This is a genomic window from Pseudomonas sp. Mn2068 (assembly GCF_049319725.1).
Lineage (GTDB): Bacteria > Pseudomonadota > Gammaproteobacteria > Pseudomonadales > Pseudomonadaceae > Aquipseudomonas > Aquipseudomonas gingeri.
The window spans coordinates 621974-635093 of sequence record NZ_JBMOUG010000001.1 but is presented as its reverse complement, the minus strand read 5'-3'; the positions used below and the strand labels follow the sequence as shown (position 1 = coordinate 635093).

Genomic DNA, 13120 nt, shown 5'->3' with positions numbered 1-13120 from the left:
ATGATGACGGGTCAACGCGCGCCCTGGCTGGTCCTGTTGCTCACCCTGGGCCTGGGTGGTTGCATGGTCGGGCCGGATTACCGGCAACCGCCGATCGAACTGCCGCAGGCTTTCAAGGAAGGCACGCAATGGCAACGGGCGGCTGCCAATCCCCAGGGCGCGCTGGACAGCCAGTGGTGGCTGGACTATCACGACCCGATGCTCAATGACCTGATGAGTCGCGCGGCCAAGGCCAACCAGTCGATTGTCGCCGCCGAGGCGGCCTATCGCCTGGCCCAGGCCCAGGTCGCTTCCAGCCGGGCGGGATTGTGGCCGACCCTCAGTGCCGGGTTGTCCGGTTCCCGTGGGGTGGGCGGCAGTTCAGGCAACGGCGGCGGTACGTCGAGCGTTTCCAGTGGTGCCGTCGAGCAGAGTGTCAGCGCCACCCTCGGTGCCAGCTGGGAGCCGGACCTGTGGGGCCAGGTACGACGCGGCATCGAATCGAGCCAGGCTTCGGCCCAGGCGTCCGATGCGCAACTGGCCGGGGTGCGCCTGTCCATCGGTGGCAATGTCGCCAGCAACTACTTCGGTATCCGCCAACTGGATATCGATATCGGCTTGCTGGAGCAGCAGCAACGGATCAACCAGCAGTTGCTGGCGATGATCCAGACCGAATACACCCAGGGCACCGCCTCCAACGACCAGTTGCTGGTGGCCCAGGACCAACTGACCAGCGTGGTGGCCGCCTTGCAGACCGCGCAGCGCTCCCGCGAACAGTTCGAACACGCCCTGGCGGTTCTGGTGGGCGTGGCGCCGGCGCAGTTCAGCCTGGCGCCGCTCGACCGCTTTGCCTTTGCACTGCCGGCAACGCCCCTGAGCCTGCCCTCCGGGCTATTGCAGCGGCGTCCGGATGTGGTGGCCGCCGAGCGCGCGGCGGCCGCGGCCAACGCGAAGATCGGTGTCGCCGAGGCGGCGTTCTATCCCAATCTCGACCTGACGGCCCAGGTCGGCTTCCGCGGCAGCGCCCTGGGCGGTCTGTTTTCCGTGCCGAACCGGATCTGGAGCGTCGGCCCGGCCCTGGCCGAAACCCTGTTCGACGGCGGTGCGCGCCAGGCCGCCGTGAGCGAGGCCGAGGCCGGCTACGACCAGGAAGTCGCCAACTATCGCGGCACGGTGCTGGGTGCCCTGCAGAATGTCGAGGACAACCTCTCGACGCTCAACCACCTGCAGACCCAGGCCGAGGCCTACCAGCAGATCTACCAGCGCAACCGGCAACTGTTCGGCAGCCAGCAGGCGCAACAGAAGGCCGGCACCGTCAGCCTGCAAGGCGTGCTGACCCAGCAGTTGATCCTGTTGCAGACCGAACAGACCTGGCGCGATACCCAGGGCCAGTTGACCCAGGGCAGCGTCGCGCTGATCCAGAGCCTGGGCGGTGGCTGGCAGGAGAAATGAGCGGCCGGGGTGGGCGGCGTTGAGGTAATATCGCGCCTCGAAACGGCGCCCGAATGCGCCCGACAAAGGACTGTATGCCTGTCACGTCGTATTTTCGCTGGCTGATTGTCTGCCTGGTGCCGGGACTGCTGGTCGGCTGCCAGCCCGAGCCGCCAGCGCCCCTCGACCAGCAACTGTATGTCTGGCAACGCCAGTGGCGGCCTGCCCACGAGCAAGCCCTGGCCCAGAGCCGGGCGGACTTCTCGACCCTGCGGGTGCTGGCGTTGCAGGCCCAGCCCCAGGCCGGGTGGAGCAGGGCACGGGTCAACCTCGCGCAGCTCAAGGCCGATGGCCGTCCGGTGATCGCGGTGGTGCGCCTTGACGGCCAGTTACCGAGCCTCGATGCGGACATGGCGCGCACGCAGATCGCGCAACTGCTGGCTGACTGGCAGGCCGCCGGCGTGCTGCCGGCGGGTCTGGAAATCGACCACGACAGCGGCAGTGCGCGCCTGCCGGGATATACCGACTTCCTGCTGAAGCTGCGCGGCCAGCTGCCGCCTTCGTTGAAACTGAGCATCACCGCCTTGCCGGCCTGGCTCGACAGTCCGCAACTGCCGGCCTTGTTGCAGGCGGTCGACAGCAGTGTGTTGCAGGTTCACGCCGTCAGTAACCCACGCCTGGGCCTGTTCAATGCCGGGCAGGCCAGGGACTGGGCCGAGCGTTGGGGGCGGATCAGCGACAAGCCCTTCTACCTGGCGCTGCCGGCCTATGGCGTGGCCCTGTTGCCGGATACCGGAGGCGCGCCCGTGGTGGAAAGCGAAGCGCCGCTGAACCGTGGCGGCGAGCGCCGCGAGCTATTGGCCGATCCACGGCAACTGGCGACCCTGGCCGGGCAATTGCGGGAAAAGCCACCCGTGCACCTGGCCGGGTTGATCTGGTTTCGCCTGCCGTTGCCCGGCGATCGTCGCGCCTGGAGCCTCGGCACCTTGCGGGCGGTGGCGCGCGGTGAGGCCCTGGAAAGTCAGTGGCGGGTTGAACTGTCGGCCCGTGACGGCCTCTACGACATACGCCTGGACAACGTCGGCAATCTCGACCGGGCGCTACCCGAGCGCGTCGAACTGACGGCCGAGCAATGTGATGGCGCCGACGGGCTCAACGGCTATACCTTGCAGCAAACGCCACGACATCTGGTTTTTACCCGCCGGTCCAGCGCGCGCATTGCCGCTGGCGGCCAACGCGTGCTCGGTTGGGCGCGCTGTACCCGAATCGATCAAGGAGCTTGGAATGTCTACCCGTAACTGGCCCCGGCACCTGCTGTGCCTGTCCCTCAGCCTGCCGCTCGGATCGGCGCTGGCCTGCGGTCCGGACTTCCCGTTGCGTCTGCTCGACGACCGCGCGCAATCCCTGGCGGAACTGCCGGAAACCAACTTCGCCTTTGAAGTGAACCGCCTCGGCCAGGCCATTGCCGGTCTCAAGACCGTCACCGATGCCACGCTGAGCCCCTACTGGGACAGTGACGACAATACCCGGCCCTACCGCGAGCAGCGCGACAAGGTCGAGGCCGGCGAGCTGCCGGAGAACCTGCGGGCCAAGGTGGCGCAACTGCGCACCTTGCAGGATCCGCAGCAGGTGGAGGCTCAGGGGGCGGACCTGCCTGACGAGTTGCGCCTGTACATCGCCGGCGCGGTGGCCTTCGACGCCGGCAACCAGGCCCTGGCGGCGGAGTATTTCCGCAAGGTCCTCGCGCTGCCGGCCGAGCAGCGCAAACTGCGCAGCACCTGGGCGGCCTATTCCCTGGGCCGCGCCCTGGTGGCCCTCGGTACCGAGGCCAGTGCCGACCCCGAGGCGAGCGCTTCCGTGCTGCAGGCCCAGGCGCGACTGGCTTTCCAGCAGGCGCGGCAATTGAGTGCCGGGGATTTCAGCGATCCCCTGGAACTGGGTGTCGCCAGCCTCGGCGAGGAAGCCCGGCTGGCCAAGCTCAACGGTGACTGGGACAGCGCCGTGCAGCTGTACGCCAGCCAGAGCCGCCTGGGTTCCGGCTCGGGCTACACCTCGCTCAAGCAGGTGGCCGCGGAACTGGTCGCGCTGCCGGACGAGCAGTTGCAGGCGCAATTGAAGCACCCGACGGTGCAGAAGCTGTTCACTGCCTACTTGTTGAGTCGCGTCGGCTGGTTCTTCGACGAACAGCCGGCGCAGGAGCAACGCCTGACCCAGTTGCTGCTGGCGAGTGTCGGCGACAGTTTCGACAACGCCGATCGCCTGGCGGCCCTGAGTTACCAGAAGGGCGACTTCGTCGCCGCCAAGGCCTACCTGGAGCATGCCGGTGATGGCGGCCTGGCCTGGTGGGTAAGGGCCAAGCTGGCCTTGCGCGAGGGTGACAAGGTCCAGGCAGCGGCCGCCTATGCCAAGGCCGCGGCGGCCTTTCCCAAGGACGAGGTCTGGGGGCCACGGCGCAACGCCGACTGGTCCTTCGAAAGCGTCCAGCCCGGCTGCCGGGTCGAGGGTGAAAGCGCGATCCTGGCCCTGGATCGCGGTGACTACCTGCAGGCCTTCGACCAGCTCTACCGTAGCCAGGACATCTACTGGCCCGATGCGGCCACCGTGGCCGAGCGGGTCTTGACCCTCGATGAGCTCAAGGGCTATGTCGATGCCCATGTACCGGCACCGCCGCCGGCCAAGGCCGAAGACAAGGACAATTATGTCCGTCGTCCGGTGGCGGCGCAGTTGCGTGAACTGCTGGGACGGCGGCTGTTGCGTGAAGGTCGCTACGCCGAGGCGCCGGCCTATTTCGACAGTCCGGAACTGCAGGCCGCTGCCCAGGCCTATGGCAAGGACCGCCAGGACGCCGCATCGCGCTGGACCGCCACCGGGAGGGCCGAGTCGCTGTTCGCCGCGGCAACCCTGGCGCGCAAGTCGGGGATGGAAATCCTCGGTTACGAGATGTCGCCGGACTATCGCTGGCTGGGCGGTGGCTACAGCCTGGGCACCGTGGAGGTGAAGCCGGGACCGTTCCTGGAAGCGGCCGAGGTGCAGCGCCAGCAGGGCAGTGAGGCCAGGCCCAACCAGCGTTATCACTATCGCTGGATCGCCGCCGACCTGGCGAACCAGGCCGCCGACCAGTTGCCCCGCAGCAGCCAGGCCTTTGCCGCGGTGCTCTGCAAGGCCGCCGGCTGGGTCGCCGGTAGCGACGAGGAAATCCGCTACTACCAGCGTTATGTCGAGCAGGGACCGTATGTCAGCTGGGCGGCGAATTTCGGCCAGCAGTGCCAGGAACCGAAGTTCGACAAGGCCAACAAGCGCTACCTGACCCAGCCATTGAACAGCGTGCGTTCGGCCCTGCGCCCCTACAAGGCGGCGTTGCTGGTGGCCGCCCTGGTGGCGCTGGGCGGTGTGGCGTGGCTGTGGATTCGTCGCCGCAAGGCCGCGCGGTGAGGCAATCGGCTCCGGGGCGTGCTATTGCTTAAAGGTAACGCCCCGAACAGCCATCAGCCGCAGAGGTGACGATATGCCGGTTAAGCACGATTTGTTCGCAGACCTGAAATTGACCCGGGAGCAGGTCAAGGAGCGCAGGGCGCAGGACAACAAGCTCAATCAGCTGCTCAACGACTATGAAGACATCGACAAACGGGTACTGGCAGCCGAATCGGCCCTGGCGGCGGATGATGAACTGAAGAAACTCAAGGAGAAGCGCCTGCTGGTGAAGGACAAGATCGTGCGGCAACTAGCCCCTCAATAACCCTCGAATGATCGTTCCCACGCTCCCGCGTGGGAACGCCTCAATGGACGCTCCGCGTCCGCTCTACAGGTGACGCGGAGCGTCACGGGCTGCATTCCCACGCCGAACGTGGGAACGATCAAAACCTTCGACATCGGTTATCGGCGCCGACGGTGTGGCAGGTATCATGTTGCGCATGAAACTCGTAATCCTTTCAACGGAGGCTCAATGCGCTCGATGATGTCGTCCACTGCCGAGGCGCCGATCAAGCCCAAGGTCATGCTGATCACCATGTTCGCGCCCGAGGCCCAGACCTGGATCGAGCGCCTGGCGCTGGATCGTGAAATCCCGGTACCGGGGCTCAGCGCGCAATACCCGAACATCCTCTGCAACGACCGGGATACCTGCCTGCTGGTGACCGGCATGGGCCAGACGAATGCCGCGGCGTCGGTGCTGGCCCTGGCGCTGTCGACCCGGTTCGACCTGCGCCAGACCTATTTCCTGGTCGCCGGCATCGCCGGGATCAATCCGCACGGCGGCACCCTCGGCACAGCAGCCTGGGCGCGCTACCTGGTGGAGTTCGGCACCCAGTGGGGGCTCGATTCGCGGGATGCGCCGGAGCATTGGCCGACCGGCTATATCGGCATCAACACCCAGGGGCCGGACGAGAAACCGCCGCTGGACTACCAGACCGAAATCTTCGAACTCAATCCGGCGTTGCAGGCCAGGGCGTTCGCCTTGTCCCGGCATGTGGTCCTGAGCGAGAGCCAGGAATCGGCGGCATGGCGGGCGAAGTACCCATGGGCGCCGGCCAACCAGCCACCGGTGGTGACCCGTGGCGATACCGCGTCGAGCAGCACCTGGTTCTCCGGGACACGCCTGGGCGAGCGGGCGGAAACCTGGACCCGGTTGCTGACCGACAACCAGGGCAGCTACTTCACCACCCAGCAGGAAGACAACTCCACCTACGAAGCCCTGCTGCGGGCGTCCCGAGCCGGACGGGTGGATATCAACCGCCTGGCGGTGGTGCGGGCGGGGTCGAACTTCGACCGGGGCTACCCGGGTTACAGCGACGTCGACAACCTGCTCAAGTACGCCGAGCAGGGCGGTTTTGCCCCGGCCCTGGAAAACCTCTACCGCGCGGGCAACCCGCTGGTGCAGGCGATCCTCGGCAACTGGCCGGAGTGGGAGAAGGGTGTTCCCGAATCCTGAATCACCTTTTGTTGCGTTTGGAAGTCCCTCTTCGCGGGCAAGCCTGCTCCCACCCTGTAGGAGTGAGCTTGCCCGCGAAGGCGTCGTCAATATCGATGCAGGTTTCCTGTATAACCATACAGTGCGTTATAGTGATGACTTCCTGTTCCGCCTGAGCGAAGGTCTTGTCTTCTCCACCACCGATTGCGCCCGCCGGCCCGCTGGCCGAGGTCAGCCCTCCGGTCACGCTGTACCTGGCACGGCTGGCGCCTTCCAGTCGGCAGACCATGCGTTATGTGCTGCAGGATGCGGCGGATCGCCTGGGCCTGGACGATACGCCGATCGACGAGATTCCCTGGCATCAACTGCAACCGGCGCATATCACCGCGCTGGTGGCGGCCTTGCGCGAAGACGGCTTTGCTCCCAATACCTCGTCGCTGTACGTCAACGCCATCCGCGGGGTGATGAACCAGGCCTGGCAGCAGGACCTGATCACCCCCGAGCAACTGATGAAAATCCGTGCGGTCAAGGCGGCTGGTGGTTCGCGCCTGAGCCCGGGGCGTAATCTGCGACGCACACTGATCCGCGACCTGATGGAGGTCTGCGCCGCCGATCCACGACCCCAGGGCCTGCGCGACGCGGCGATCATCGCGATCCTCTATGGCACCGGCATGCGCAAATCCGAATCGGTGAATATCGAACTGCACCAGGTCGATATGGCCGAGCGCAGCCTGCGGGTCATGGGCAAGGGCAACCGGGAACTGATCAAGTTCGCCCCGGCCTGGGCTTTCGACAAGCTCGACACCTGGCTGAAGTTTCGCCGCGAGCAATTGCCTGACGGGGTCGCCGACGATGGCTTCCTGTTCAACCGCATCCGCCGCGGCCATCACATCACCCGTGAACGCCTGAGCAAACATGCAATCTATTTCATTGCCAAACAGCGCGGGCGGCAGGTGGGCGTCGAGATCATGCCCCATGACTTCCGGCGTTCCTTCATCACCCGGGTGATCGAGGAGCATGACGTGTCGATTGCCCAGAAACTGGCGCATCACGCCAATATCGCCACCACGGCGGGCTACGACATGCGTGACGACAACGAACGGCGCAATGTCACCGACCGCTTCCTGCTGTGAAGAACCTCCGGCAGCAGTGTTAAGCTCCGGCGCTCCCGCAGACCGATTAGCCGAAAGGACGGAACATGTTCAGACCCCTGGCCCTTGCATTGCTGCTGACCTGCTCCCTGGCACAGGCGCAACCCGCGCTGCTCGCGGATATGCCGCTGACCTACCTCGAACAGGCCAGCCCTGATACCCACGACCAGCCGCTGGTGATTTTCCTCCATGGCTACGGCAGCAACGAAGAAGACCTGTTCAGTATCAAGGACGACCTGCCGGCCAACTACACCGTGCTGTCGGTGCGCGGCCGCCTGGAGCTGGACCTGGGCAGCTACCAGTGGTTTCACAAGCGTACCGACGTGGCGCAGTACGACGGCAACAGCGAAGATCTGAAACTCAGTGCCGAGGCCGTGACCGACTTTATCCGGCGGGTCACCGAGAAGTATCACACGCAGCCGGACAAGGTATTCCTGGTGGGCTTCAGCCAGGGCGCGATGATGACCTACGAGGTCGCACTGCGGCATCCCGAAGTGCTGCGCGGTATCGCCGCGTTGAGCGGGCGGGTGTTGCCGGTGGTCAGGACCCAGGTCGGGTCGGCGTCGAGCTACCGGCCCCTGAGCGTGTTTATCGGCCACGGCACCGCCGATCCTCAGGTTCCCTACGCCGGCGCGACCGACGCCCTGGCCTTCCTCAAGGGCCTGTCCACCGAGCCGCAGTTTCATTCCTATCCGGGCGTCGGGCATACCATCAGCGGCCCCGAGGTCAAGGACCTGGCGAACTGGATCAGTGCCTCGCTGAAACCCTGAGCTGGAGAGGACCGCCGATCGTTCCCACGCCCTGCGTGGGCATGCAGCCCGTGACGCTCTGCGTCACAAAGCGGACGCGGAGCGTCCCGTGAGGCATTCCCACGCCGGAGCGTGGGAACGATCAACTCAGCGCGGGAACGATCGGCCTTCGACTGCACTTGCGCAAACGCCCGGGGTCAGATGTCGCATTGGCCGGATAAACCTCCGGCCGCCACGCCGTCAAAGACCTCGGGAGAAACGATGAGCCAGGCTGTCCTCGCCACCGAAACCAACCGCCGCCAACTGCAGCAGATCATCGCCGGGCTGTCCGACGGGGTGATCCTGATCGAGGTCGACCAGAGCATTCTCTGGGCCAATGAGGCCGCCCTGGCCATGCACGGCGTCAATGAAGTCGGCGAGCTGGGGGCGAATGCCGCGCAGTACCGCGAACGCTTCGCCCTGCGTTACCGCAACCACCATTCCCTGGACGCCGACAGCTATCCCATTGCCCGGGTTGCCAACGGCGAGACCTTCAGCGATGTGCTGGTCGAAGTGACGCCCAAGGCCGATCCGGAGCGCACCTGGGTCCATGACATCCGCAGCATGATCCTCACCGATCGCAATGGCGAACCGGAATCCCTGGTGCTGATCATCAGTGACGCGACCGAACTGGCCAGCGCCGAGCAGCGCTTCGAAAAGGCTTTCGGCGCCAACCCGGCGCCGGCGGTGATCTGCCGTCTCAGCGACCTGCGCTATATCAAGGTCAACCAGGGTTTCCTCGAGATGACCGGCTATACCCGCGAACAGGTGATCGGGCGTTCGGTCTACGAGCTGGATGTTCTCGAGAATGCCGAGCGCCGCGAACTGGCGATCCAGCGGCTGGGGGAGGGCGCGACCATCCCGCAGATGCAGGCCGAATTGAAGCTGGCGGAGGGCGGCAGCAAGCTGGTGATCGTCGCCGGCCAGCCGCTGGATATCAACGAGCAGGACTGCATGCTGTTCTCCTTCATGGACCTGGAGCCGCGGCGCAAGATCGAAATCGCCCTGCGCCAGAGCGAAGAGCGCTTTGCCAAGGCGTTTCGCCTGACACCGGTGCCGACCCTGGTCTGTGTCGCCGCCAGCCGGCAACTGCTGGACGTCAACGAGGCCTTCCTCAACACCTGTGGCTACCTGGCCCCGGAGCTGTTGGGGCAGACAGTCGAAGAGGCCGGGTTTTTCGAGGACGACAAGGTCTGTGAGCGGGTATTTGCCGCCCTGGCGTCAGCCGGCACCCTGGAGAACCTCGACCTGAAGATCCGCCGCAAGGACCATGAACTGATCGATTGCGCCCTGTCTGCCGACAGCGTGCTGATCCAGGACGTGCCGTGCTATCTGCTGGTGCTGATGAATATCACCGAGCGCAAGCGCTCCGAACTGGAGCTGGTGGCGGCCATCGAGGCGGCGATGCAGGATGCGTCCTGGTTCAGCCAGAAACTGATCGAGAAGCTGGCGACGGTCAAGAACGTCAGCCTGCCGAACCTGCCGGGTGTTGCCTTTACCGACCTCACGCCCCGCGAGCGCGATGTGCTGGAACTGATCTGCGAAGGCCTGGCCGACAAGGAAATCGCCGCGCGCCTGAAACTGGCGCCCAATACCGTGCGCAATCATGTGGCGACGGTGTATTCCAAGCTTGCCGTGCACAGCCGCAGCGAGGCGATTGTCTGGGCTCGCGAGCGTGGACTGTTCGTCAACCGGTCGAAGGGCTGAGGGGTGCAAATGCACCAGTGCCACCAGTGCATATTCGGGTTTATTCCGGCGCCCCGGTGTTCCTAGCATGGTGTCCTGACGAAGTGCGCGGGTCGCCCGCTTCGCAGCCAACCCTGGTACAGGACATCGCCGGTGTTTTCTCTGATGGATCTACGCGCTCTGATCGAAAGGGGCTTTGCGCCCCTGGCCTGTGAGTGCGTGCTGGATGACGCCTCGCTGAGCGTCCGGGTCTATGACCGCGAAACCGGTCGGGTCGACCTGATGGTGGCGGGCATTGCCCTCAGCGATCTGCAACAGCGCGAAGACGTATTGCGCCTGATTGACGAGCTGCGCGATGAACTGGCGTGCAACGCCTTGTCCCGCTCTGCGGCAAATCCCGGCTAGGACCGCTGGCCCGTGGCAACAGGTGGCTGATCCCAATAGGGCGTTGGTCCGAATCGCTCGACAAAGAAATCGATCACCGTCCGTACCTTCAATGACAGGCGCCGGCTGCCCGGCCAGAGCGCCGCGATCTGTTGCTGTTCAAGGCTGGTGGCCACCTGGAAGTCGCCCATGACCTGCAGCAGCGTGCCCTTGTGCAGGGCTTCGCCGATCAGCCAGGAAGGGAACATCACCAGGCCCATGCCCAGTTCGGCGGCTTCGGTCAGGGTCTCGGCGTGGTTGCCGGTGAGGCGGCCCTTGACCGAATAGGGCGTCCAGTTGTCCGTCCCCTGGCGGAAGAACCAGCGCTGCAGGCCATGGTCGCCCTTGTAGACCAGGCAATGATGACCGGCGAGCTCATCGGGATGCCGGGGCGTGCCGTGCCGCGCCAGGTACGCCGGGCTCGCGGCCAGGCGGTAGTGTTGGGGGGCCAGGATCCGCGCCTGCATGCTCGAATCGTTCATCACACCGACGCGAAACAACAGGTCGGCACCGGCCTGCAAGGGATCGACATAGCTGTCGGTCTGCTGCAGGTCGAGTTCCAGTTTCGGATAACGCTCGCACAACTGCCCGAGCCAGGGCGACAGATGACGTTGGCCGAACACCACCGGGGCATTGATCCGTACCAGTCCGCTGGGCTCGCTGTCCTGCTCCTGCAGGGCTTGCTCGGCTTCCTCCAGCTGGTCTAGTACCCGCCGGGCGTGATGGGCCAGCAGCCGCCCGGCGTCGGTGGCCGTCACGGCGCGGGTATGGCGGTAGAGCAGTTGCTGGTGCAGCGCCTGCTCCATCAGCTGGATCTGCCGGGAGACGGAGGAGGGGGCGATGCCCTCGCGCCGGGCGACCTCGGAAAAACTGCCCTGGTCGAGTACCGCCACGAACAGGCGCAGGGCCTTGAAACCCAATTCGTTGAAGCCTTGCATAGTCACTCCGTGCTGTGCGGTTTTCGCAAAAGTACTTTGTTCATGCTCCCATTTTACGCAACGAATGATCAACCCATACTGCACCGCATCGGACCGGCATGTCGCCTGGCGCCGTGTTTATGAACGAAAGGTGTAGATCCACATGAGACTGTTACTTCTTCCGCTGGTGATCCTCGCCGGCATGGGCTTGTCGGTGGAGGCCGGGTTGCTTGGTCCCCTCGGGCAGCAGGTCGGCCATCTCTGGGCGACCCTGAGCATTTTCGGTGTCGGCAGCGCGATCCTGTTCCTGCTGTTGCTGTTCAGCGGCCCGCAACAGGGCCCGGCGCTGGCGCATCTGCCGCGCTGGCAACTGCTCGGCGGCTTTCTCGGCCCGCTGTACGTGGTGGTGCTGACCCTGGCCACTCCCTATATCGGCATTGCCATGACGATGATCGCGATTCTTTCCGGCCAGGTCGGCAAAAGCGTGCTGATCGACCATTTCGGCTGGTTCGGCACCCCGCGCAAGCGGGTCAATATCGAACGCTGGATGGCCCTGCTGCTGATCGTGGCGGCTCTTGTACTGATTGCGCGAGGTTGATGATGAGTCAGGTATTTCTGTTGGTGCTGGTCGTGGTGGCCGGCGCGGTGTTGAGTATCCAGGCGGCGATCAACGGGCGCCTGGGGCAGGCGGTCGGAGTCTTGCGCAGCAGCTTGCTGACCTTTGTGGTCGGGGCGGTCGTCACCGGGCTGTTGATTCTGTTCTTCGAGCCGGAACAACCCATGAGCCTGTTGCAAGTGCCCAAGTGGCAACTGGCCGGCGCGCTGTTCGGAGTGGTGTACATGATGGTGATGGTCGGTGCGGTGCCCCGGGTCGGTACGGCGGTGGCCACCGTGGCGGTGATTGTCGGGCAGTTGGGCATGGGCATGCTGATCGACAACTTCGGCTGGCTGGGCAACCCGGCCATCGAGTTGTCCAGCGGACGGATCCTGGCGATGTTGTGCCTGGCACTGGCATTGTTCTTCATGTATCGAAGTAATCGGGCGGCCTAGATAATCAGCAACTTTCCGAGTGCCTGATAATACCCCTGGAGATATATAACACCTGTCGCCTGACTTTTATTCGACGGAAAATAACTATGAGTTTCATGGCTATTTTCAATCACTCCGATAGTTTCGCCGTATTAGTATGCCAGCGCAGTAACCCTTGGTGTCGGGCGCAATTGGCGCACGACAGGCAAGTTACCGCCCCAGTATATAGATACTGTCCCCTGGATAATTCGGAGCATGTATGAAGTCATATCGTTGGTTGGCCCTTGCAGGTGCACTTGCGTTCAACTATGCCCAGGCCGCTACCCTTGAAGTACCGATGAACCTGGTGAGTGCCGACAAGGCCCCGGTGGCCATTGGCAGTGTCACCATCAGCGAGACCGAATACGGCCTGCTGTTCACCCCCAACCTCAAGGGCCTGCCGGCCGGTATCCATGGCTTCCACGTGCATGAAAACGGCAGTTGCGAGGCCGGAGTGAAGGACGGCGTCAAGGTCGCCGGGCTGGCTGCCGGCGGTCATTTCGATCCGGAAAAGACCGGCAAGCACCTGGGGCCGTACGGCAAGGGGCACCTGGGCGATCTGCCGGCGTTGTACGTGACTGCCGAGGGGGTCGCGAACTATCCGGTCCTGGCGCCGCGCCTGCAGAAGATCTCGCAGATCAAGGGCCACGCCCTGATGTTCCATGAAGGCGGCGACAACCACATGGATATGCCGATGCCCCTGGGCGGTGGCGGTGCGCGCATGGCTTGCGGTGTCATCTGACGGCTGATCGTTCCCATGCTCTGCGTGGG

The 13120-nt window shown here is 64.6% G+C and carries 13 protein-coding genes; 12 read left to right on the top strand and 1 reads right to left on the bottom strand.

Features of this window, described 5'->3' with window-relative positions; all coding sequences use genetic code 11:
- From ACL9RJ_RS02740 to ACL9RJ_RS02700, 9 genes are all read left to right on the top strand, one after another.
- Positions 1–1431 carry an efflux transporter outer membrane subunit gene (locus ACL9RJ_RS02740; protein ID WP_422764848.1) on the top strand — a complete coding sequence of 477 codons (1431 nt, stop codon included), beginning with the start codon at positions 1–3 and terminating at the stop codon, positions 1429–1431.
- Between the two features lie 74 nt (positions 1432–1505).
- On the top strand, positions 1506–2708 hold the full coding sequence (locus ACL9RJ_RS02735) for a DUF3142 domain-containing protein (protein ID WP_422764847.1): 1203 nt from the start codon (positions 1506–1508) through the stop codon (positions 2706–2708).
- Positions 2695–4842: a hypothetical protein gene (locus ACL9RJ_RS02730; RefSeq protein ID WP_422764846.1), complete on the top strand. Its 2148-nt coding sequence runs from the start codon at positions 2695–2697 to the stop codon at positions 4840–4842. The genes ACL9RJ_RS02735 and ACL9RJ_RS02730 overlap by 14 nt, the downstream gene beginning before the upstream one ends.
- 73 nt (positions 4843–4915) lie before the next feature.
- Complete coding sequence (locus tag ACL9RJ_RS02725) at positions 4916–5146, top strand: DUF465 domain-containing protein (RefSeq protein ID WP_017127230.1); 231 nt, start codon at positions 4916–4918, stop codon at positions 5144–5146.
- Between the two features lie 207 nt (positions 5147–5353).
- Positions 5354–6337, top strand: coding sequence for a purine-nucleoside phosphorylase (locus ACL9RJ_RS02720; protein ID WP_422764845.1), 984 nt, complete (start codon positions 5354–5356; stop codon positions 6335–6337).
- A 164-nt stretch (positions 6338–6501) separates the two neighbouring features.
- On the top strand, positions 6502–7449 hold the full coding sequence (locus ACL9RJ_RS02715) for a site-specific integrase (RefSeq protein WP_422764844.1): 948 nt from the start codon (positions 6502–6504) through the stop codon (positions 7447–7449).
- A gap of 65 nt (positions 7450–7514) precedes the next feature.
- Positions 7515–8237 carry an alpha/beta hydrolase gene (locus tag ACL9RJ_RS02710; protein WP_422764843.1) on the top strand — a complete coding sequence of 241 codons (723 nt, stop codon included), beginning with the start codon at positions 7515–7517 and terminating at the stop codon, positions 8235–8237.
- A 240-nt stretch (positions 8238–8477) separates the two neighbouring features.
- Complete coding sequence (locus tag ACL9RJ_RS02705) at positions 8478–9962, top strand: helix-turn-helix transcriptional regulator (protein WP_178990683.1); 1485 nt, start codon at positions 8478–8480, stop codon at positions 9960–9962.
- A 144-nt stretch (positions 9963–10106) separates the two neighbouring features.
- Positions 10107–10346 carry a DUF1652 domain-containing protein gene (locus tag ACL9RJ_RS02700; RefSeq protein ID WP_017124140.1) on the top strand — a complete coding sequence of 80 codons (240 nt, stop codon included), beginning with the start codon at positions 10107–10109 and terminating at the stop codon, positions 10344–10346.
- Here the strand turns inward: ACL9RJ_RS02700 and ACL9RJ_RS02695 are convergent.
- The gene (locus tag ACL9RJ_RS02695) at positions 10343–11302 is read right to left on the bottom strand and encodes a LysR family transcriptional regulator (RefSeq protein WP_017124141.1); all 960 of its coding nucleotides are present in this window, start codon (positions 11300–11302) and stop codon (positions 10343–10345) included. The two genes, ACL9RJ_RS02700 and ACL9RJ_RS02695, sit on opposite strands and share 4 nt — an antisense overlap.
- Positions 11303–11444: 142 nt before the next feature.
- Between ACL9RJ_RS02695 and ACL9RJ_RS02690 the strand changes: the two genes are divergently transcribed.
- The 3 genes from ACL9RJ_RS02690 to sodC all read left to right on the top strand — a co-directional run bounded on the left by ACL9RJ_RS02690 (position 11445) and on the right by sodC (position 13091).
- The gene (locus ACL9RJ_RS02690; RefSeq protein WP_042934538.1) at positions 11445–11879 is read left to right on the top strand and encodes a DMT family transporter; all 435 of its coding nucleotides are present in this window, start codon (positions 11445–11447) and stop codon (positions 11877–11879) included.
- Between the two features lie 2 nt (positions 11880–11881).
- Positions 11882–12331 carry a DMT family transporter gene (locus ACL9RJ_RS02685; protein WP_042934545.1) on the top strand — a complete coding sequence of 150 codons (450 nt, stop codon included), beginning with the start codon at positions 11882–11884 and terminating at the stop codon, positions 12329–12331.
- A 238-nt stretch (positions 12332–12569) separates the two neighbouring features.
- Positions 12570–13091, top strand: a complete 522-nt coding sequence (gene sodC / locus ACL9RJ_RS02680; RefSeq protein ID WP_042934540.1) for a superoxide dismutase family protein — start codon at positions 12570–12572, stop codon at positions 13089–13091.
- Positions 13092–13120 lie beyond the last annotated feature (29 nt).